Source organism: Collinsella sp. AM18-10, from assembly GCF_003471585.1.
GTDB lineage: Bacteria > Actinomycetota > Coriobacteriia > Coriobacteriales > Coriobacteriaceae > Collinsella.
This window is the reverse complement of record NZ_QRJO01000001.1, coordinates 280715-303362: the sequence shown is the minus strand read 5'-3', so window position 1 is coordinate 303362 and position 22648 is coordinate 280715. Positions and strand designations below refer to the sequence as shown.

15 protein-coding genes are annotated in these 22648 nt (G+C 61.3%); 6 read left to right on the top strand and 9 right to left on the bottom strand.

The features are described from left to right. Positions 1-33: 33 nt before the first annotated feature. The 6 genes from DW211_RS01235 to DW211_RS01210 all read right to left on the bottom strand — a co-directional run bounded on the left by DW211_RS01235 (position 34) and on the right by DW211_RS01210 (position 7796). Complete coding sequence (locus DW211_RS01235; RefSeq protein WP_118258738.1) at positions 34-876, bottom strand: hypothetical protein; 843 nt, start codon at positions 874-876, stop codon at positions 34-36. Between the two features lie 80 nt (positions 877-956). Further along, positions 957-2198, bottom strand: a complete 1242-nt coding sequence (locus DW211_RS01230; RefSeq protein WP_089573532.1) for an SPFH domain-containing protein — start codon at positions 2196-2198, stop codon at positions 957-959. A 48-nt stretch (positions 2199-2246) separates the two neighbouring features. Next, complete coding sequence (locus DW211_RS01225) at positions 2247-3569, bottom strand: hypothetical protein (protein WP_118258737.1); 1323 nt, start codon at positions 3567-3569, stop codon at positions 2247-2249. 24 nt (positions 3570-3593) lie between these two features. Next, positions 3594-4331: a DUF4428 domain-containing protein gene (locus DW211_RS01220; RefSeq protein ID WP_117758603.1), complete on the bottom strand. Its 738-nt coding sequence runs from the start codon at positions 4329-4331 to the stop codon at positions 3594-3596. A 349-nt stretch (positions 4332-4680) separates the two neighbouring features. Then, positions 4681-6192, bottom strand: a complete 1512-nt coding sequence (locus tag DW211_RS01215; protein WP_117634543.1) for a nucleoside hydrolase-like domain-containing protein — start codon at positions 6190-6192, stop codon at positions 4681-4683. Between the two features lie 266 nt (positions 6193-6458). Continuing rightward, on the bottom strand, positions 6459-7796 hold the full coding sequence (locus DW211_RS01210) for a prolyl oligopeptidase family serine peptidase (protein WP_118258735.1): 1338 nt from the start codon (positions 7794-7796) through the stop codon (positions 6459-6461). A gap of 490 nt (positions 7797-8286) precedes the next feature. On the opposite strand from DW211_RS01210, the gene DW211_RS01205 reads away from it, so the two are divergent. The 5 genes from DW211_RS01205 (at position 8287) to DW211_RS01185 (ending at position 14492) form a co-directional block, all read left to right on the top strand. Continuing rightward, the gene (locus DW211_RS01205) at positions 8287-9714 is read left to right on the top strand and encodes a PTS transporter subunit EIIC (RefSeq protein WP_117818312.1); all 1428 of its coding nucleotides are present in this window, start codon (positions 8287-8289) and stop codon (positions 9712-9714) included. A 208-nt stretch (positions 9715-9922) separates the two neighbouring features. Beyond that, a complete protein-coding gene (locus DW211_RS01200) occupies positions 9923-11236 on the top strand; it encodes a DUF4038 domain-containing protein (RefSeq protein WP_118258734.1) in 1314 nt (437 codons plus the stop codon). 107 nt (positions 11237-11343) lie between these two features. Then, positions 11344-11532, top strand: coding sequence for a DUF5605 domain-containing protein (locus tag DW211_RS10360; protein ID WP_117778724.1), 189 nt, complete (start codon positions 11344-11346; stop codon positions 11530-11532). 112 nt (positions 11533-11644) lie between these two features. Further along, positions 11645-12556, top strand: a complete 912-nt coding sequence (locus DW211_RS01190; RefSeq protein ID WP_118258732.1) for an ROK family protein — start codon at positions 11645-11647, stop codon at positions 12554-12556. Positions 12557-12947: 391 nt separating this feature from the next. Continuing rightward, positions 12948-14492: a helix-turn-helix transcriptional regulator gene (locus DW211_RS01185; protein ID WP_118258730.1), complete on the top strand. Its 1545-nt coding sequence runs from the start codon at positions 12948-12950 to the stop codon at positions 14490-14492. A gap of 110 nt (positions 14493-14602) precedes the next feature. Here the strand turns inward: DW211_RS01185 and mgtA are convergent, their stop codons facing one another. Beyond that, the gene (gene mgtA, locus DW211_RS01180) at positions 14603-17371 is read right to left on the bottom strand and encodes a magnesium-translocating P-type ATPase (RefSeq protein WP_118258728.1); all 2769 of its coding nucleotides are present in this window, start codon (positions 17369-17371) and stop codon (positions 14603-14605) included. A gap of 435 nt (positions 17372-17806) precedes the next feature. Here mgtA and pyrE point away from each other — a divergent pair, with 435 nt between their 5' ends. Beyond that, positions 17807-18487 (top strand): orotate phosphoribosyltransferase, encoded by a 681-nt coding sequence (gene pyrE, locus DW211_RS01175; protein ID WP_118258727.1) that lies wholly within the window; start codon positions 17807-17809, stop codon positions 18485-18487. A gap of 442 nt (positions 18488-18929) precedes the next feature. On the opposite strand, the gene DW211_RS01170 is transcribed toward pyrE, so the two are convergent. Together DW211_RS01170 and DW211_RS01165 are read right to left on the bottom strand one after the other, a co-directional pair. After that, positions 18930-19784: a MurR/RpiR family transcriptional regulator gene (locus DW211_RS01170; RefSeq protein ID WP_118258725.1), complete on the bottom strand. Its 855-nt coding sequence runs from the start codon at positions 19782-19784 to the stop codon at positions 18930-18932. Positions 19785-19950: 166 nt separating this feature from the next. Then, positions 19951-22542, bottom strand: a complete 2592-nt coding sequence (locus DW211_RS01165; protein WP_118258724.1) for a glycoside hydrolase family 2 — start codon at positions 22540-22542, stop codon at positions 19951-19953. Positions 22543-22648 lie beyond the last annotated feature (106 nt).

Here is a 22648-nt window from a genome sequence, read left to right as displayed (position 1 = left end):
TGTCCGCCAATCCGCGGCTGTCGTGGTCTACCGCTACGCGATGGTTGCGCTGTAGGAGGCGACGTCCTCGTAGGAATCGGTCAGGTAGGCGTCGATGCCGATGGTCGTGTTGACTAGGCTGTCGAAGCTGTCAAGCGTGCCCTTCGAGAAGGTGAACTCTTCGGTGGCGTTGGTGCCGGGCATCAGGTGGGCCGAGAACCAGGCTTCCTTCATGGTGCCGTTGACGTTTGTCTTGCCGGTGGGGGCGTAGAAGGTCAGGTCCTTGTCGCTCTTGTTGACGATGTTGACGACAAAGCCGATGTCGCCCCAGTCGTCCTGGAACTTCTCGGTGATGGTGATGGTGCACAGGTCGTCATCGGCGACAGTGACGGCGGGGGAGATTTCGACGCTCTGGACATCGCCGTCTTCGACGGCCTCCTCGACTTCCTCTTCCTTCTCGGCGGCCTCGCGATCCTTCTTCACGGTACCGGATAGGTCCTTATCGGACTTGCTAAAGATGAGCTTGTCCTCGCCGTCCTCAAGGACAAGCTTGCCGTCCTCGAGCTTCACGTCGGTCGTCTCCTTGTCGACGGTGATACTCGCGGTGGTAGCGTCCTTGGCCTCCCACTTTAGGTCGGAAACTTCGGAGAACAAATCGAGGCTGCCCGTGCCGTCTTCGTCCAGGACCAAGATGCAGCTGATGCCCCATTCCTCGAACATATCCATATACTCATCGGTCAGCTCTTCGCCCTCCGTGGTTCCACCCGAGAGTTCCCAGCTGCCGACGAAGTTGGCCTTGGGGTCTTTGCCGCCGCCGCTGCAGCCCGTCAGGGCAAAGGCGAGCGCAAGGACGCATGTCAGAAATGCGAGTACGGACTTTTTGAACGTTGTCTTCATGGTGTCCTCCTTTATCGAACGAAACCCATAGAAGCAAATGCGGGGGTGGCGGATCCCCCGCTAATTACCAGATAGAGGGGCTAGGGCCTGGGCGTTCCGCAGTTGCTGCAGAACTTGCCGCCGTTTTCGCTGCCGCAGTTGGGGCAGAACCACTTGGCCGGTGCCGGGGCGGGTGCGGGACTGCCGCACTCGGAGCAGAACTTGCCGGTGTTGGTGGCGCCGCAGCTGCAGGTCCATGTGCCGGCCGCGGGGGCAGCGGCAGGAGCCGGTGCGGGAGCGGGTGCCGGAGCCGGCTGCGGGGCGGCCTGCTGCTGTGCCTGGCCGGCGGCGAACAGCTGGCTGGCGTTCATGCCGCCCATGCCACCTGCCATGCCCATGCCCATAAAGCCTGCCATCGCGCCGTTGGGATTGGCGGCTGCCGCGCGCATTGCGTCGCTCTGGGCGCTGGCAATGTTGGCTGCCGCCATAGTGGGATCGCGCATGACGGCGGCTTTCTGCAGGTCCTTGATCATCTGCTCGTCTTCTTGCGAGGCTGCGATGGAGTTGACGCCAAAGCTCACGATCTCGACACCACGCAGGTCGCGCCAGTCGGCAGAGAGGACCTCGTTGAGCGCGCGGGCGAGCTCGGTGGTGTGACCGGGGATGGCGCTGTAGCGAATGCCCATCTCCGAGATCTTGGCAAAGGCGGGCTGCAGGGCGGTGAGCAGCTCGGACTTAAGCTGGCTGTCGATCTTGTCGCGCGTGTAGCTATCGGTCACGTTGCCGCACACGTTGGTGTAGAACAGCAGCGGGTTGGTGATGCGGTACGAATACTCGCCGTTGCAACGCACGGAGATGTCGACGTCCAGGCCAATGTTGTTATCGACCACGCGGAAGGGCACAGGCGAGGCGGTACCGTACTTGTTGCCGATGATCTCCTTGGTGTTGATGAAGTAGACACGCTGGTCTTTGCCCGCGTCGCCGCCAAAAGTAAAGCGGCTGCCGATATTGGCGAAGGTCTCCTTGATGGAATCGCCCAGGTTGCCGCTAAAGACGCTCGGCTCGCTGCCGGTATCGAAGACGAACTCACCAGGCTCCAGCGCGACTTCGATGATCTTGCCGTTTTGCACCACGAGCATGCCCTGGCCGTCGTTGACGGCGATGACGGAGCCGTTGGAGATGACGTTGTCCTCGCCGCGCGTGTTGGAGCTGCGGCCACCGGTGCGCTTGCTGCCCTTGCAGGCCAAGACGTCAGCAGGCATCGATTCGCAATAGATAAATTCCTTCCACTGGTCGGCCATGACGCCGCCGGCAGCACCCAATCCAGCTTTCAAGAGTCCCATGGTGATCTTCCTTTCTCGTCAAAGGCCGGGTGGTATTGGTCAGGATGGTTAGTCGTCCTTGTCGTCTTTCATGACAACGGTGGTCTCGGTGTGGCTGAAGGTGTCGTGCTTCTCGGTCAGGTCGAGCTCGCCGCAGTACTCGTCGGCGTGGGTGGCCTCGTTGGCCGTCTTGAGCTGGCCTACCAGTAGCACGTCTCCGATAATCACGATGATCAGCGGCGCGACGATGTTGATGAGGATGCCCTCGATATCAAAGGCGAGGTAATCCAGATCGAAGGCGTTCTCACCCATGAAGAGGATCTGGGAGAGGACAAATCCAATCACAAAGAACAGCACCGAGGCGATCGCGAGCTTGGGCTTGGAACAAGGAAGCTCGCCGACCATGCGACCGGTCTGGCCGTTCATGGCAAACAGGTAGCTCTTGCCGTTCCACGAGGTAGAGAGCATCCACACGGGGAACAGGGCATAATCGCTGTTTTCCCAGGTGTAGTCGAGCTGCTTGCTTTCGACTGTGGCGTCGTCGTACTCGTCAACGACGGTTTCGCGCAGGGCCGAGATCGTGCTCTCCTCCATGCGGCGCTCGGCGCGCGCTTTGCACGTCTCGCAATCCTCATCGTAACGGTTGGCGATGTAGCCGGGCATATAGGCGACCGAGAATGGGCGCAGGGCACCGTAGTCAAACGGCTCAATGGCGTCCATGTGGCCGTCGGGCATCTTGGACGATCCGTCGACGGGCACGCGCTTAAACGAGATATTGCCCTTGCGGTAGGCATCGTAGTGGTCGGTGGTCGTGACGGTGCGGTCGGATTCCTCGGTCACGGTCTCGTTGGTCGCGTCAAAGTACACTTCGCCGTCAACGCGGGCGCCGTAGAGCCAAAACGGCACGTAGACACCTTGGACCTCGTCGATGTGGTTGTCGGTGACAAAGCTCTTGGGCAGCAAGATTTTGCCCTTGTAGTGTTCCTTGAGTGCGGCCGTGACGTCGTCGCGCCCGAGCTTAAACGGAATCACCAGGTCGGGCGAGAAGTCGCCAGAGAGCTGGCCGGGCGCCACGGCGGAGTTGCCGCAGTACGGGCAGGTGGTGACGGCGACGGTGCCGTCGGACACGAGCTCGGCGCCGCACGACGAGCAGATGTAACCGGCGTTTTGGGCGAGCTCCTGCACGGCATCGTCGGCAGCAGGTTTGGGAGCTGCGGCTGCGGCATCGGCTTTGGCATCTGCCTTGTCCTGGCGCTCGCGATAGAGAGCCTCGACTTCTTCGACTTCAAAACGCGAATCGCAGTAGTCGCAGACGAGTTTTTGCTCGGCGCTTGCAAAATGCAGGGGGCCACCGCAGGCAGGGCACTGATAGTTGACGCTCTCGAAGGCCATGATCGGTCCTTTCCGTGCCGGAGGCTATGCGCCGATGGCGCCGCCGCAGTATTCGCAGCGCCCACTGGCATCGGGAATGGTGGTGGCTCCGCAGAAGGGGCAGGTCACCGCGGTCTTGGGGGCCTTGGCGGCCACGACGCTGTCGCGCGTCTCCTGGCGCAGCTGCACCAGCGCGTCGCGGACCTCGGTTGCCTGGCGCTTGGCCTCGCGGTATTCGATGGAGCCGCGCTGATCGATGGTGGAGTCGTTTACGCGCAGGTTGATCTCGGTAAAGTACGGCGTGTTGACGTGAATGGTCAGATTAAAGTCGTAATCCAGGTCGTAGCGCGGCGGGTTGTAGCTCTCGCGCTCGCCGTCCTCGGTCTCGCGATAGATTTCGGTGCGATGCTCGTCGATATCCATATCGCAGCCGAGTACCTGCGAGAACTCGATGATGTCGGGATTGGCGTCGCGCCAGCGGCTCTGCGAGGTGATGATCAGCAGGCCCGCGTCCTCATCGAGCATGATGTTGGTGCGCCCGGCAGAAAGCGTGCGCGTGGGGTTGAACGACGCCAGGCGCTCGGCATTGGCCTCGCGGTAGGCGAGCTGCTCGCGGATATCGTCCGCAGTGCTGGAGCGATAGCCGTGAAAGTAGGGGGAGAGCTTGCCGGCGCACTCTTTGCACAGGTAGCCTTCATTGATTTTTGTCTTACCTAGAAGTCCCAGCTCGGTACCGCAAATCGCGCACTCTTTCTTCTCGAACATCTTGTCAAAGAAGCCCATGGCTGCCTCCCATCAACTGGTAGCGTGTGTCACTTTTGATGATGGGGGAGTGCGCAGCCTTTCACGATACCCAGACGGCTCAACGAGTCTCCACAACTGGGACACATGGCCCATTTTTGACTAGTCATTGGGGACGTACTTAAATGAGTGAAACTACTCATTTAAGTACGTCCCCAATGAGTACCCGCAGAATGAGAGTGGATAATCTCCCATTTTTGGCCTGCTTGTGGGCTCAAAGTGGGAGATTGTCCGCTCTCGTTGTTTGGGTGTCCAAAAATCCCCGCTCGTTTGACGCCTGGGGACACTCTTTGCCGAATGCGGCGGCTGCCGAATGTGGGCGCCGCCCTTGCTATGCCACGGTTACGGCGATTTGGGCGTAGCGGGTGCAGGGGCGCTCGGCGCGCGTCTGGACGGTGAGGGTGAGCACAAGGCGGTCGCCGGGTCGCGCGTCGGCGGGCACGATGAAAGCGGTGTCTACCGTGCATTCTTGCCACATCGACAGATCCTGGACGCCTGCATAGCTCGATGGGTCTACGGCCACATCCCAATGTGCATCGAAGCCCTTGCCGTCGGGGTCGACGATGGTCGCTGTAAGGTTGACGCGCTCGCCGGCTGTGGCGCTGCGGTCGGCAGTGACCTCGACAACATGCGCCGGATGCGAGCAGATGGCCGGATCATGGGCACACCATTGCGCGCGGGCGGCAAAGTCTTCCTGATAGGCACGCAGATAGGGATTGAGATTGTCGTCTGCGGGCGTGCCGATGGAGGCAAAACCGGCGGGCGCGTTCGCATCGGGATGCCCATCAAAAAACATGCGTCCCAGCAGCGTATCGAAGCCGCGGTCGTCGATACCGCGCAGGCCAAACGGCAGCAGCGGAATATAGGTCATGCTGTCGCCTTCGGCCATAAAATCGCCGCGCTCAAACTGCATCGCGGGCATGCCTTCCAGGCCCCAATCCAGACGGGCATGCTTGCCAAACTGAAAGCGCTCAGGCTCGTTTTCGTAGACCTTACCATCGCCATAGAGCATATAGCGTGCCATGAGGGGGCCGTTGCCCTGCGTGAGATTCTGCTCGGGCCAGGGAGCCTTAAACAGCGGCAGCGTATCGGGCTGAGCTGTTTTGGCGTCGAAATAGTTGCCATACATATAGGGCGTACGCCAAAAGATGAGCTCGGGAAAGAGCTCGCGCCCATGGTCGAGCCACGAGTTGTCCTGTCCCACGCCATCGGCAACGCCCATCACGCGCACCTTCTGATAGACCTGCTGCTGCACGGCGGGCCACTCGGGCGTGGCGCGATAGCGCTCGGCAATACTCATGAGGGCGCGAACGATCGTATTCATACCACCCCAGCTGAGCAACCATAACGTACGCGGATCATCATCCAGAATCGCCTGCGCAATTACGCGAGACCCCTCAGTTTCCTCAGTCACATCACCCTCAAAGGCAACATTTCCCACAAAGGTGCGCTCGATCATCTGGGCGGGCGTGGGAAACGGCGGCTCACCGGCAGCGGCCGCATTTGCTTGCAACTGCGGCCAAGCCTGGGCATATTCATTACTCCAGAGACTCTCAATCCAATGCTCGGGAAACGGCCGATACTCACGAAGCTCGCCGGCTAGCGGATCGGGCTCATGAGGCACAACAGCCCACTCATAAGAGCGCCGCCCTTTGGTCCGCCAATGCGAATTCACCTCGCCGAGCGTATGAACCCCATCCCCAAGAAAGTGATACTGCGAAGCCGTATACACCACAGCCTGAACATCAAGCAAGTTGAGATACAGAGCCAAATGAACAAGCGAGTTCATATCATCGACTTCCATATCAGTGGTAACAATCACTCGAGTCAACTTCTGGGACATAGGAACAGCTCCAATCAAAATCAATTCAGCCAGTTACGCGCAAGGCAAGACGGGACCCACGCCCCCATCGCCCGCGACCCGGCGGCCCGCCGGAAGCGGCCGACCAGCGTTTCGAACAACGTTAACTTAGGGGGCTCTGACCTTTAGTTTTGTAAACATTCCGCAGCGCGAGCCCCGCTTATCCGATGCTCCGAAGGAGCAGGATAAGCGGGGCTCATGCGCGAGGACGTTTACAAAACTAAAGGTCAGAGCCCCCGATGGGATGGTTACCTCGAAACCCTGGCCGACCACTCCCAGCAGCCCACCGGCTCGCCGTCGATGAGTACGTTGCCCCCGTCGAAGTCTTGATAACACAGGTCGTTGAATTGGTGGATCCACACGCCGTGGTTGAACGTCTTCTTGGCCGAGCCGTCGGCCTCGCGATACACGCCGGTCAGGTCCTCGACATGGCTAAAGTAGGTGAGGTGCACGTTGGCGCCGGCATCGCGCAGGCGCGCCGTGAGCGGCAGCACGGTCTGTTGCGGTGACACGAGCTCGTCGCCCTTGGAGTGCGTAAACCACAGCGGCGTCTTGGCGAGCGCGGCCACGTCCTCGTCCGTGGCGTTGTACCACGGGGCGCAGCAGGGAAGGCCCGCGGCGAAGAAATCGGGGTAGTCGGCGCACAGGCGCAGGGTCATAAAGCCGCCGTTGGAAAGACCGGCGACCACGATGCGGTCGGTGTCGATGCGGTCGACATGCTCGGCGACAAACTCGTCGATAAGCGCCTTGAGCACGGAGGAGTAGATGCTCTGGTTGGAGCGACCGAGTTGCTCGACGCCGTTGTCCATCCAAAACGTGGGCGACTGCGGCACGAGCACCCAGGCAAAGCCGCCAAAGTAGCGCTGGATCTGCGCCTGACTAATGGCCGTCACGCGGTTGCCGATATAGGCGCGCGTAGCGCCTTCGCCTTGCGTGGCGCCCTTGCCCTCGCCGGCGCCGTGCAGATACACCACGAGCGGTGCCTTTTGGGGTACGACCGTCGCCTCGGGCGCGAAGGGATTGAAGCAGGCCGAGTCCTCTGCCTTAAAGCTGGGCTCAAAGAAGCCGTATTCGAGCGCGATGCCGTCGACGGCGGTCTTTTGCGTGGCGTTGCTCCAGCCTTTGAGCGCGGGGCAGATATCGCCACGGCAGGTGTCGAAGACCAGGCCGCAGGTGGGATCGTCGCCGTCGTTGCCGGGAAGAGCCGCGAGCTGCGTGATGTGCAACTGGTCATCGAGCATGCGCGAGCCCATGACGCCGCCTTCGATCTTTTTGGTCAGGCGCTGCTCGGCGACCTCGAGCGCCACATGGGTGCCCACGGCGAGCTTACGTCCGTTCTCGTCGCACGGATATGCGGCGAGAATGTCGATGTAACCCACGGAGGGCGCGGCATGGTCGGCGCCGCGTTCCTTGCGCATCAGAACATCGCCCGAGCGCTCGTGACGCTCTACATATATATGGAAGGTGTTCGCGTCGATGTCGTTGGCGCGCACGGTGCAGGGCAGGTCGAGTACGACCTTGCTGATCCAGGGGCCAAAGTCGCCCAAGGTGGTGACGGTTGCGTAGGTACACAATTTGAGTTCCATGAGCTGCCTCCCTTGCGCCGCGAATGCCTGGCATCTGCGGCAATACAAACTAAACATGTTTAGTGTAATCTAGAATTGAAGAATAACCAGATGAACTCGGTAAACGGCAAAATTGAACACGTCGTGAACTACTAAACGTATGTTTACTAGCTTCTAGCAGGGATTCTGTTGATGAGTTAACAGATCAGTGAGGTGTTCATCAAAATAAAATCCCACGTAAATGGCTATATATCAATAGAGGGTCAAAGAGACCATCTCCCGCCATGCAAATACGTTCACCCCCGATTTCCTACCGTTCACCGGACTGTAGACGGCAAAATTGCCATAAATTCGGCGCTCCGTGTAAACTAAAGCCCGTAAACGTTCAGTAAACACCTTGTTTACAAAAGCGTATCCAAGGGTCCGGCAACCGTAAGGGGTTATAGTCGCCGGGCCAAAGGCGTGCCTAAGCCCAAGGGGGCTGGCACACGAAGATATGGGGAGGGGTCCCATGGCAGTAGATAACAAGCAGATTGCCACCGATGTCCTCGAGCTCGTGGGCGGTGCGGAGAATGTTTCCGTTGCCACCAACTGCATGACGCGCCTGCGTCTGACGCTCAAGGATAACAGCAAGGCCGACGTGGAGAAGATCAAGAAGGTCAAGGGTGTTCTGGGTTGCCAGTTTGCCGGCAGCCAGCTCCAGGTCATCATCGGCCAGAACGTGCCCAAGGTGCTCGCCGAGTTCGTCGCCATCTCCGGTGTCAAGCAGGGTGAGGCCGTCAACGAGAACCTCGATGCTCCCAAGGAGAAGTTCGAGCTCAAGAACCTGCCCAACATCATCCTCGACTATCTGTCGGGCTCCATGACCCAGCTCATCCCGCTGCTCATGGCCGGCGGTCTGTTCCGCACCATCGCGGCCGTCCTCGGCCCCACCATGCTCGGTGTGCTCTCGGCCGACGACCCGACCTACACGTTCCTCTACACCACCCTGTACGAGGCAACGTTTACCTTTATCCCCATCTACCTGGGCTATGCCGCCGCTAAGAAGCTCGGCGCCAGCCCCGTGCTCGGCATGCTGCTCGGTGGCGCCCTCATGGCTCCTTCCGTGGTGAGCGTCGCCACCCAGGAGGGCGGCGGAATCATCTCCGTCTACGGCATCCAGATCGCCGCTGCCAACTACCAGCAGTCCGTCCTGCCGATCATCCTTTCGGTGCCCGTCCTGTACTTCATCGAGAAGTTCTTTAAGAAGGTTATGCCCGACGTGCTGTCCACGGTCTTCACGCCGTTCTGCACCATGATCGTCACGATCCCCATTGCCTTCATCGTCCTCGCTCCGATCGGCAACGAGATCGGTACGCTGATCGCCAACGCCCTCTTCGGCCTTGCTGACCTTGGCGGCATCGGCATCCTGATCGTCATGGCCATCCTCGGCGCCTTCTGGCAGCTCTTCGTGGTCTGCGGCATGCACATGCCCGTCATCCTGCTCGCCCAGGTTCAGATCATCGCTGCCGGTTACGATCCCTTCGTCTTCGTTTCCACCAACTGCGCTATGGCCGCTGTCTGGGGCTGCGCCTTCGGTGCCTTCCTCAAGATGAAGAACCCCGACGAGAAGTCTCTCGCCATCGGTTACGTCATCTCCGCCATCGCCGGCGGCGTCACCGAGCCCGCGCTCTTCGGCATCCTCATGCGCTTCCGTCGCACCATGTTTGGCATGTTCATCGGCGGTGCTATCGGCGCTGTGTTCTCCGGCCTCATGGGGGTTACCTACTACCTCGCAGGCGGTGCGTCCAACTTCCTGGTCTTCACCAACTACCTGCAGGGTGGCCAGATGAACACCGTCTGGGCTATCGTTGGTATGGCAATCTCCTTTGTCATCGCCGCTGCCGTCGTCTTTGCCTGCGGCTTCTCCAAGGAGGAACTCGCCGAGATGGAGGCCTAAGGCCAAACCGTTCGGTCACATATGACCTCACCTACACGACAGGGCCCCGTCAGGCGTAAGCCCGGCGGGGCCCTTCTTGCAAGGTAGACTGATGGGGCGGACGGGATTCGCCCGCGAGGGTTTGCCAAGCGGCAGGGGCTTTCGCACGGGGTTACCGCGAAAGCCCCCGACGGTTCGCAAATCCTTTATCAAACGAAAGGACATGCAGATGAGTTTGGGAAAGCTGACCGTCAACGGTCGCCAGGACGGCTTTTTGTGCGAGGGCAAACCGTTCTTCTGGTTTGCCGATACGTGCTGGAGCGCATTTACGAGCATTGCCGAGGATGACTGGGACTACTACCTGACCCGCCGTGCCGAGCAGGGCATGAATGTGCTGCAGATCAACACGCTGCCGCAGTGGGACCGCTGCTGCCCCGACCTGGGCATTTGGCCCTATGCCAGCGAGGACGGCGTGCACTTTGATTGGTCCCGTCCCAACCAGGCATATTGGGACCGCGCCGCTGCCATGTGCCGTGCTGCCGTCGAGCACGGCATCCGTCCGGCGCTCGTGCTTATGTGGTGCAACTACGTGCCCGGTACCTGGGGTGCCAAGATCGCCGAGCGTTGCGGCGCCGAGGTTATGCCGCGTGAGGAGGTCCGTGCCCACGTTGCCCGCGTCGTCGAGAACCTGGGCGAGTTCAACCCCGTCTACGTGGTGACGGGCGATACCGACTTTGCCGGCGACGAGGCGATCGCCTATTACGAGGACGCGCTCGACGAGGTCGTCAAGCGCGCGCCCGAGGCGCTGCGCACCATGCATATCAACCGCGCCAATCGCACCATTCCGGCGCAGTATCTGGACCGTCTGGACTTTTATATGTTCCAGCCCGGCCACAACTACGAGGGCCAGCCCGAGGCATGGCGTCTGCCGCAGGACTTTATCGCCAACTACCCTAAAAAGCCGATGGTCAACTCTGAGCCTTGTTACGAGCAGATGGGTGCGTCGCGCAATGTGTACTGGCGCTTCACCGCGCAGGATTGCCGCGCGAGCGTATGGTCGTCGATTCTTGCCGGCGCCAGTGCCGGCGTAACTTACGGCGCACACGGCGTTTGGAACTGGCAGACATCGCGCAGCCAAGGCTCGGTGCTGGGCGAGGGCTTCGACATGCCCTTCCGCTGGCAAGAGTGCCTGCAGTTTGCGGGTGTGTGGGACTTTGGCGCGATCGAGCACGTGCTTGCCGCCCTGGGCGCTACGGCTGCCGACGATGCACTTGCCGTGGTTCCGGCGCAGGAGCTCCTCGACGACGCGCGCGAGTCCATTCGTGTGGCGCGCGTTGGCGATCGCGTCGTCACGTACCTGCCGCGCACCACGGCGCTCAAGTTTAAGCTCGACGGCGCGCGAGGCTGGACGGCGACGGTCCTCGACATGGAGGACAAGCGCATCGCCAAGCTGCCCGTCCGCGATAACGGTGACGGCACCGTGCGCGTGGCTCAGCATCCCTTTGAGCACGACGCTCTGGTGATCCTGGCCCCCGGGCGCTAACGGCTCTTCTCCAACATTTACAACCCAGTCCCTTTCATTAGGCTGCGACGGAATGGTTCCTGCATGACGGCTTTAAGCTGCCAAGGGGAGCCATTCCGCCACGCTCATTGGGGACGTACTTAAATGAGTGGTCTCGTGAGTTTGAGGGCGAGTCGGGCGCTCGATACAAGGTGAGTGTCGTGGACACATGGGGCATGACGGAGGAGGAGCTTCCCGGAACCTTTGAGGGCAAGTTCCGCATCGATCTCCCAAGTAAGCAGTATATGATGCTTCGCCTGACCAAATTAGAGGCGTAAAACAGAGATAATCGGCTCCGGGCGTGACTTGCTGCACGACCATCGCAGGGGGGGTAGCCCCTGTGATGGTCGCGGCGATGCGCGTCCGGGGCTACGCTTGTAAGGAGTGAACATGCAGGAGTTTTTTGGAATCGATGTGGGCGGTACGGCCGTTAAATGGGCTGTGCTGGGCGAGGATTTTTCCATCCGCGAGCGCGGAAGCCTGCCGACGGGCTTTACCACGGCTGAGGAGACGGTCGCGGCGCTGATCTCGCTCGTCGAGCCGTATCGCGAGCGCGTGAGCGCCGTGGGCGTGAGTGCGCCCGGCGGCATCTACGAGGGAGATGTCACAGGAACGATCCATCGCGGTGGTGCGCTCACGTTTATGGATGGCTGTCCGCTCGGAAAGCTTATGCGCGAGGCTCTGGGGGTGCCGATTGCCGTCAATAACGACGGTAAGTGCTGTGCACTCGGTGAGTATGCGGCTGGCGCTCTGCGCGGGACGCGTTTTGGCGTGGTGCTCGCTATCGGCACGGGCATCGGCGGCGGTATCGTCATCGACGGCAAGGTCCTGCGCGGCGCGCACTGCTTTGCAGGCGAGTTTAGCTTCTTGCGCAACGATGTCACGACTGCTGCGAGCATGGAAAACTCCTTTGCGGGTTCGGGCGGTTGGCGTGCGCTCCGCGATGCCGCCGTTGCCGAGAAGGGCCTGCCTGCGGATTCTCCGGTGGACGGCCGCCGCGTCTTTGAGTGGATCGCGGATGGCGACATGGCGGCGCAGCGCGCGCTCGACCGCTACGCTCGCGCCTTTGACGGACAGCTCATCAACCTGCAGGCCGTGCTCGACCCCGAGGTCTTTGTGATCGCAGGCGGCATCTCGTGCCATCCCGAGCTCGTCGATGCCCTGCGTGTGCAGATGCCGCTGGCCCTCGCGAGTTACGAAGGGACCCTTGCCGGCATTCCTGTGCCGCAGATAAAGGCGGCCGAGCTCGGCAACGACGCCAACCTTTACGGTGCCGTCCAGGAGGCCATACGCCTGGTGTAGCGCATTGGACATAATCATTGGGGACGTTCTTGTTTGACTAGTCGTTTAAGAACGTCCCCAATGGCTACCCACAGAATGAGAGTGGATAATCTCCCGTTTTTGGCCTGCATACAGGCTCAAAGTGGGAGATTATCCGCTCTCGTCATTTGATTGGCACTTGCGTCACTTGCACTCATTGGGGACGTACTTAAATGAGTGGCAGTTGGGGACACTCCTTGCCGAGCTGCAAGCCGTGCGCGCCCCTTCTGGGCCTTGCGGCTCAAAATCGGTTTACGCCGTGGGCTGTTGGGGTCAAATTAGCGACATTTTGAGGATAGGTTCGATATTAGGACTGGTTCTCTAATAGAATGAGTTTGCAGGCCATTAAGCGACTGCGGGGGGGGGGGTATTCATGAAAGGTATGGGAGACACAACAGCGTATTTGCGTTGGGGCATTCGGGAGATTATATGCCTGGCGCTGTTCTATTTTACGTTTTTGGCTGGCGAGTACCTCTTCGACATGCGCGTGGCCGAGTTTGTGCCGCCGAGCGAGGTTGCTACCTACGAGACCCTCATCGTCGGTGCGAGCGTAATCGGCTTTTTTGTGCGTCCTATTCTGTACTATCGCCGCCCCCGCGCGATCGATACGACGAGCGACATCACGGGCGTGCTGCTGGTGTCGGCATTGCTGCTGATGATTATGGCGGTTCGGTTTGAGGTGGTAATTGCCGGCGGTTTGATGGCGTGTTGCACGCTGGGCTACTGCGGATCGACCGCTCACGCCAACTTTGCGCGGCGCTTTGCGCGGACGCCGTACTTGGCGCGCGCGGCGGCGCTTTCATATGCTCTGGGCGTCCTGCTTCAGGTGTTCAGCCACATGGTGATACCCGCGGGGATTCCGCAGCAGTTTGTTTTTGTTGCCTGTGCGGTCGCGCAGGTGGCGCTCCTCCACGGCGTCCGCCGTGCCAAGCTGCGCGGCGAATCTGAGTTTGGGCCTGAACCCGATATCTCCGAGCTTTCGGTGGATGCATCGGAGTTTGGCGCCAAATGGCGAAACGATCCCGAGTCAACGGCGGCTTTTCGGCGCGCCGTGGTGCGTCTGACGATTGCAACCGCCTGCCTTACCGGGGTGTTTGCCGCCCTCAATGCGGGGCTCACGATCTCGCACGCCGCCGGGTCCGTTGACTTGGGCGATTGGTCGCGCTTGCTGATGGGCGTGAGCGCTCTGCTCGCCGGCGCCCTATTTGACCTGCGCGGGCGCTCGTGTATGAACATCATCATGACCTGCGCCGCCATGTTGTCCACGCTCTCATTCGCTGTGCTTATCACCGATGCCAACGGCGCCAACATACTTGCCGCCACCGTCATCTTCTATCTGGGTGCGGGCTTCTTCGTGGTGTTTTTCACGGCGAAGTTTGCCGCCATTTCGGTGTATGCGCATTGGTCGTATCTGTGGCCGTGTATGGGCCGCGTCATCAATAACGTTTGCGCGATGCTCGTGACGGCACCGGCGGTGGCGATTGTCTCGAGCCAGAACGTGCTGTTGGCAGTGGGCGTGGGGCTTGTACTGCTTGTGGGCATTGCGATCTCGCTGCTGGGACAGTCTGGGCATCAGGTCTATGACGTTGAAGTGCGCGGCGACCTGGCGTTTGCTGCTAGCGACCTTGGCACGGATCCCGTATCCGCCCAGAGCGAGCCCGCCCCCGCAGAGGTGCCGGAGTCCACACTCGACGAGCGTCTCGATACCTTCGCCGTCGCCTTTGAGCTTACGCAGCGCGAGCGCGATATTTTGGAGGCCTTGGTCGCATCGCGCGAGAGTGTTCAAGACATCGCCGCAACGCTCTTCCTTTCGCGCTCCACGCTTTACCGTCATATCGCCTCGATCAACAAAAAGACCGGCGCCTCCTCACGTGTGGCCCTCATCAACTTTTTCTGGTCCTGGGCGCCCAAGGACTAGCCCATTTGGGACGGGGCTTTTTTAGCTGTTTTGGGCAGCCACTGCCAGCGCGAACCACCACAAAGGGGACAGGCACCTTTGTGGTGGTTTTGACGGGAGCGCCTGTGGAGTTACAGCAGTTCGCCGTGGCGGGCGATGTAGCGGCGCTTGGCCAGCTGGGTGAGTGCGATGTAGGCGGCGACGATGCTGACGAGCAGCGCGAAGAAGCTCGGCGGCAGCGGCATGAGGTCTAGCGCATCGGCGATGGGGCTTGCCGGCAGCCAGGTGACGAGCACCAGGCCCAGCACGGTGAGGAGGCACAGCGCGGGCGCGGCGTGGTCGCGCGGGCGTGGCAGGCGCGGGGAGCGCAGCATGTGGACCACGAGCGTCTGCGACCACATGGACTCGACAAACCAACCGCTCTGGAAGAGCGCCGTAAAGGCCGCCATGCCTGCGACGTCGCCTATAGCGGCAAGCTCTGCCCAGCTTGCGCCCACGGCGGCGGGGCACACCACAAAGAAGAGCGCGGCGAAAGTCGCGATATCAAACAGTGAGCTCACGGGGCCCAGCTCGAGCATAAAGCCCTTGATGGACGCGGCGTCCCAAGCACGCGGACGGGCAGTCCAGGCGTCGTCGACGGTGTCCCACGGCAGCGCGATGCACACGATCTCGTAGACCAGCGACAGCAGCACCAACTGCAGAGCGCTCATGGGCAAGAATGGCAAGAACAGGCTCGCGACGGTCACGGATAGCACGTTGCCAAAGTTGGAGCTCACCGTGGTCTTGAGGTACTTGAGCAGGTTGCCGTAGGTGCGGCGGCCTTCGATGATGCCGCGCTCGAGCACGCCCAGGTCTTTCTGGAGCAAGATGATATCGGCGGATTCCTTGGCGATGTCGACGGCCGAATCGACCGAGATGCCGCAGTCGCTCGCACGCATGGCGGCGGCGTCGTTGATGCCGTCGCCCATAAAGCCCACAGTGTGGTCGAGCAGCTCGCGCATGACGCGCACCAGGCGCGCCTTCTGCAGTGGCGAGAGCTTGGCGAAGAGGTGGGTGTGCTCGGCGCGCTCGGCAAGCTCGGCATCGTCGAGCGCATCGATCTCGGAGCCCAGCAAGACGTTGCTCGCGTCGATACCGATCTGCTCGCAGATGGTGGCGGCGACACGGTCGTTATCGCCGGTCAGGACCTTAACGGCGACGCCCTTGGCCTCGAGGGTGGCGACGGCGCCCGTGGCACTTGCTTTGGGCGGATCGAGGAAGGCCAAAAAGCCCATCAGCACCATGTCGCACTCGTCGGCGATGCCAAATTCGCCCACGCAGCGCGGATTGGTCTTCTGCGCCACGGCAATCACGCGCAGGCCCTCGGCGTTGAGCCCGGCGACCTGCTTGCGAATCTGGGCGAGCTTATCTTCGGTGAACGGCTGGGCGGCGCCGTCGACCTCGACAAAGGAGCAGATCTCGAGCATTTCCTCGGCAGCCCCCTTGGTGACCATCTGGGTTTTGCCCTGGGCGTCGGCGACAACTACGCTCAGGCGACGGCGCGAGAAATCGAAGGGCACCTCGTCGACCTTGGTATAGCGGTCGCGCAGGCTCTGGCCCAGCATAGAATCGGGCACGACGGTCGAGGGCGTCACATCGGCACGGTCGATGACGGCCAGGTCGATAAGGTTTTTGAGGCCGGTCTGGAAGAAGCTGTTCAAAAACGCATGGCGCAGCACGCGCGCATCCTCGTTGCCGTCGGTGTTGAGGTAGCGCTCGAGCACGATGCGGTCTTCGGTGAGGGTGCCGGTCTTGTCGCAGCACAGGACGTCCATCGCGCCGAGGTTTTGGATCGCCGGCAGCTCCTTGACGATAACCTGGCGGCGGGCGAGGTCCTTGGCGCCCTGCGACAGGCTCGTGGTCACGATGACGGGAAGCATCTGCGGCGTGATGCCCACGGCCACGCTCGTGGCGAACAACAGCGCATCGATGACGTTGCCCTTGGTGGCGGCGTTGATGGCAAAGACGGCCGGCGCCATAACGAGCATGAGGCGCACGAGCAGCATGGAGACGCTCGAGACGCCGCGGTCAAACGCGCTCTTCTCGCCGCGCCCGTTGAGCATCTTGGCGATGCCGCCCAGGTAGGTGTCCGAGCCGGTGGCAACGACAAGCGCCATGGCGGTGCCGTTTTGCACGGAGGTGCCGGTAAAGACGATGTTCTTGCAGGCAGAGAGTGGTAGCGCGGAGCCGTCGGCACCCTCGACGACGGTGATGGCAGCGGTCTTCTCGACGGCCTCGCTCTCGCCGGTGAGTGCGGACTCGATCACAAACAGGTCGCGCGCGGTGATGATGCGGGCATCGGCCGGCACCATGTCGCCGGCAGAGAGGCGGATTACATCGCCGGGGACGAGCTCGTCGAAGGGGATCTCGACGCGCTCGCCGTCGCGCAGGGCACAGCAGGTGTTGGAGACCAGGTCCTTAAGGGCCTCGGCCGCATTGCCGCTGCGGGCTTCCTGGATAAACTTCATGCCGCCCGATACCAGCAGCATGATGCCGATGACGATGACCGTGGAGGGGTCACGCTGCAGCTCGGGCACGGCGAGCACGTCGATGTAGAGCGAGACCAGTGCGAGGGCGGCGAGGATACCAGCGAAGGGATCGACGAACGCGTCGGCGATGCGGCGGGCGAGCGTCTTGGTCGGCGCTTCGATGGTGTTGGGGCCGACGGCGCTCAGGCGCTCGGCGGCGTGCTCGGCGGTGAGGCCGTCGGCTATGGCGTCGAGCAGCACGAGGGCATCCTCGGCGCTATGGGTGGCGGCGAATATGGTGTTCTTGGACATGCCGGTATGAGCGGCGGGGCGCGCCGTGTGGCGGCGCTTGGAGATGGCTTCGAGTACCGTGGCGGTTTTGAGCATCAGCATAGGGTCCTCCTTGTTGAAGGGAGTTAGCGTACGTGTCGTATGTGCTTCAAAAAACCTAGATGTCGCTCACGTCATGCTTTCGAACCGCCACAAAGGGACAGGCACCTTTGTGGTGGTTTTGACGATCGGCTGTTGGCGCTTATGCGTGCGCGGAATCCTCGCGGCGTGCCGAGGGCGACATGCAGGTTTTTCGACTATGACTGCCTTCCATGGCACACCTCCTTAAGGCCGGGCGCGGCGCGCTTTGGGTATCTCGTACCCGTTACAATCCGCCCGTATTCTTGATGAGGGGGTTTGCCGTGTCAACCCCAATGTTTGGAAAACCATTGCCCCTGACAAAGCCTTTACAGAATGCCGAGGCCCCAAAGCGCGCCCGCAACGCGCCCTGCCTGCGCTAAACTGGAAGGCACGTACGCGATTACGAGAGGAGCCCGCATGGAGGCTTACAAGCAAGAGTTCATCAAGTTCATGGTTGAGTCCGACGTTCTTAAATTCGGCAGCTTTACGCTCAAGAGCGGCCGTCAGTCCCCGTTCTTTATGAACGCCGGCGCCTATGTGACGGGCTATCAGCTCAAAAAGCTGGGCGAGTATTACGCCCAGGCCATCCACGATAACTATGGCGACGACTTTGACGTGCTGTTTGGACCGGCCTACAAGGGTATTCCGCTGGCCGTCGTGACCGCAATTGCCTACCACGAGCTGTACGGCAAGGAGGTCAAGTACTGCTGCGATCGCAAGGAGGCCAAGGACCACGGCGCCGACAAGGGCAACCTGCTGGGCTACGAGCCCCAGGACGGCGACCGCGTGGTCATGGTCGAGGACGTCACTACCAGCGGTAAGTCCATCGACGAGACTTATCCCAAGGTCAAGGCTGCTGCCGATGTCGAGATCAAGGGCCTCATCGTGTCCCTCAACCGCATGGAGGTCGGCAAGGGTGGCGTGACCACCGCGCAGAAGGAGATCGAGGCCAAGTACGGTTTCCCCGTCGCGAGCATCGTCTCCATGGCCGAGGTCGTCGAGACCCTCTACAACCACGAGATCGACGGCAAAGTCGTCATCGACGACGAGCTCAAGACCGCTATCGACGCCTACTACGAGCAGTACGGAGCCAAGTAGGTTCCGCGGTTTTACCAAACCGCGGAACCGGCCGACGCTACGCGGGCCGCATTTGGACAATCTGACGTTCAACTTCAAGGGCGCGACCAGAAGGTCAGCGCCCTTTCGTTTCACGTCACCTTGTCTCAAATGCGACCCGCTCGCTGTCCGTCCTCTACTTGCGGCGTCGTCTTGCTCCGGATGTGGCACCTGGGGACGTTCCTTTTCTGCCGGCACCTTGGGGACGTTCTTAAACGACTAGTCATTTAAGAACGCCCCCAATGACTAGTCGTGCAGGGGCAAGCTGCTTTTCGCCATGGTGCCACATGTGAGCCTGGTCTCCTGCGTCAGATTCTAATAACGAGTTTACGGAATAAATAGTTATTAGAGTTGATATGGCCGACCTAATGACGAGAAGTCGTTATTAGGTCGGCTGTTAGCCATCGGGGACGTTTTTAAATGGCTACTTGAGTCCGGGCAGGCGGGTGTAGGGGAACGAGCGCTCTAAGAACTCGGAGCAGCGGGCGAAATCTTTGGCAAAGTAGCTGCTATAGAGCGAATCGAGTACGTATTGCACGGCGATATGGCTGGCGAACTGCGTGATGCGGTGCGTCATGCTCTCGTGGTCGCTTACCGTGAGATAGGCGGCAAAGCCGGGGTGAATGCGGGCACAGTACGGCGTGCCGATGACGATGACCGGGACATGTCGACTGCTAAGGATCGGCAAGATCTCCTTGAGGTTGGGGGCAAGGCCGCTGTAGGAGATGATGATTGCCACATGGTCGGGACCCGAGGCGAGCGCCGTGCGCACCTGCGCCTCGACGCTGTCGTGGCACGTCGCGCTTTTGCCGGCGGAAAGCAGGCGATCGCGGAACATTCCCGCTGGATACAGGTTATGCGAGCCCGTGTAGATGTCCACGGTGCCGGCGCGCATGATGAGCTTGGCGGCGTGGTCGAGCTGTGCAGGGTCGAGCAGCTCCTGCGTTTCGGCCAAGGTGGTCTGGTAGAGCCCCTCCATGCGCTCCATCACCTGCGCAGGGGTGGAGGTGGCATCGAAGGGAAAGTTGATGTCCACGTCGCGCCGGTTGCCCGCCTCGGTCGCCTGGCGGATGAGCTCGACCTTGAGGTCTTTGAATCCCTCGAGGCCGAGCTTTTTGCAAAAGCGGTGCACGCTCGCGACCGAAACGTTGGCGCACGCGGCAAATTCCTTAATGGAAAGCCCGCGCACATCCTCGCCCATGGCGAGGGCCGTTCGCCCAAGTTGTTGCTCGGTGGGGGTGAGGCTTTTGCCCTGCGTGATCTTCCGCCTGATATCCATATGGCTCCTATGCGTTTGCGTCGCGATAAACCAATCATAGCGATAAATAAAACGTTCGGCTTGGCTGGGAGTTTTGGTCCGCCGGTCTATGAACGACGGACCGCTCGACGCTGCGCGGGCTCAACATAGGGGCGCTGTCCTTGTTGGGCCGTTTGCGCCCGGGGCGTTACCCGAGCACGCGTACGGGCCCCAAGAGACCGCTGGGCTCGGAGGGCTCGGTCATGCCGAACACGTCGGGGACGGCGTGGTCGAGGGTGTTGATGATATCGATCGTGAGCGCGTGCTCACTGGCTAAAAGTGCGGCGGCCTCAAAGCGGTAAGGCGGACAGATGCGGGTGCCGAGGGATTTGCCGTCGAGGGTGACGGTTGCGGTCTCAAAGACCTCCCCAAGGTCGATGACAGCGCGGCTGGCCGCTTCGCCCAGGACAAAGGAGGCCTGGTAGCGGAACGTGCCGGCCTTGCCGGGGAACTCGGCCGAGGAAAGGTCGTGCAGGTCTGCAAGCTCAACAGACTCGCCAAAGGCATCGGTACCAGGGGCAGAGAAGGCAACCGCCCAGGGCCCGTCGACGCATGTGGCTTCGTCTTCGGCGGTTGCCACAGCAACGGAACCTGTAGCCCCAAGGACCACGATGCAGCTCTCGTAGGGAGCCAGCTCGAGCGTGCCGTCAAAGGCGGCGGGCTCGGTGCCGTTGAGCAGATCGAGGCGCGCGCCTGCAACGGGTGTGCCGTCGGCAAGCGCAATCTGAGTGGAGATACCCTGCTTGGGATGCTCGTTGACGAGCATCAGATAGGTCTCGCCCGCCCGCTCGTAGCGCAGTGCGCGCAGCCAGGGCTGGGGCTCGGCGCAAACCACGGTCTGCATGCCGGTGTTGGCAAGTGTGTCTGCGAGCTCGGTGGTCGCCAGGAGCTTGATGCCGGCGACCGCGGCTGCATCCAGGGAGGCAAAGCCCTCGCGACCTGCAGTGTCACCGTCGTAGCGCTTGTTCGGCAACTCATCCAGCGCGTACACGGCAACACCTGCGGCTGCGGCACGCACGGCAAAGTCGAGCACGGCTTCGCCGACAAACTCGGCTCCGGGCATCACCAGGCAGCGGTATGCCTGGCCGTTCACGCTAAAGCCACTACCGTCTGCGGCAATTTCAACGGCATAGCGCCCTGCGTCCTCAAATGCCTCTGCCGGCACGATGTCAAAGTCGACCTGCGCGCGCATAAGCTTGGAGGCGGCATGCTGCATAAAGTTCGCCTCGCCTGCCCACTCGGCGTCCGCATGGTAGAGAAGCGCCACCGGGGTCGTTGCGCGCCCGCCGCTCAGCAGGCTCGCCGTACGGTTCATGTAGCTCATAAGCTGCCCAAAGTGTGCAAACTGGGGGTTTTGGCCATGCGCATAGAAATGCGGCGGGCAGTCCCAGTCGGGGAAGGCGGCCATGCTAAAGGCATGCGGCACAAACCAATTGACGCCGCGCACCAAAAAATGATCGGCGATCCACTTCATCTCGCGTAGGCCTTCGTGCCATCCAAATGCGCCAAAGACCTCGGCCATGCAGCGCCCCTGCTTTTTGGGGTCGAGGTGTGCTGCCGAGGAGCCCAGCTTGGGCAGCACGTAGTTATAGAACTCGAGGTCCCACACGCCGCGTCCGTAGCTGTGAAGGCCGCGGTCCATGCCGGGTACCAGCTGGTTGATCACGATGTCGACGCCCGCCATGTCCTGACCGCCCACGGCGCGGAAGTAGTGCCCGGCGCCCACGCCCAGGCGCGCGTGGCAGTCCTTGTCCTCGATAACGTGGCCGATGTACTGCACGCCGCGCGCGCGGCACCAGTCTCCGAGCTGGTCGCAGAAGCACTCCTTATAGAGGGTGCTCGCGATGTCCATATAGACGTGGCGTACGTGCGCGCCGGCCGGCTCGCGGTCCCACAGGTGCGGGAGCTCGGCCAGGTAGCGCTCGCCCAGTGCCGCGCGCAGGCGACGCTCAAGCTCGGCCGACCAGGGTAGGGGCGCGGTGGCCTTGCCGATGAGCGTGTCCGAGATGCCATCGGGGCCCGTGGTGCCCTTCTCGTTGGCAAATCCGGGCTCATCGGAGAAAAAGCCCAAGATGGTCTTGCCAAACTCATCGCCCAGATGCTCAAAATGCGGCTCGTAGACAGCATCGATGAGCTGCGCCACCGAGGCGCGGTCGACCATATTGATGTAGTCCTCGTTGTAGGAGGTCTTGCCGCTCGTGAACATCACGCATGCCTGCGTGAGGCCCGCAGGTGCATCGAAGACCAGGCGGCTGGGGTTGCCGTCTGCATCGTCGATTACTCGGTAAGCGACGTCGACGGGGCTGCCGTCCTGCATAAATGTCACGCCGTAGAAGCGCTCCGTTTTGTCGAGCATGTTGGCGAGCGCGATGCTCGCGGCGGACGTGGGGCCCACGATGTCGAACGTGCGGTGCGTGAGCACGATCTTGCGGAGCTCGGGCACGGCCTCCTTGACGGCGCCGTTGGCAAAGCCCGTGGGGAAGTGCGCGTCGTCCAAGATCCAGAGCTTAAGGCCCAGCTGCCTGCACTCGTCAATGACAAAGCGCAAGTTGCGCCACCAGCCCTCGCCGCAAAAATCGGGGTGTGGGCGGCTTTCGAGACAGACCTCGTGGATGTCGGCGCCGGCGATCTTCTCCAGATACTCGGCAATGGTCTTATGGCTCTCGCCCTTCATCCACAAAAACGGAAGCACATGGTTGTCGTATGTACCCTCGAGCACCTGCTGATAGTGCGCGGTCATGGATCCTCCTTGGCTCGATCGATCTGCTGCATAGCACAGATTATGGACGCGTCGGCGCGTTCTGCTAATATCTGAATCACGATGAACTATGACTAAATCAACGATT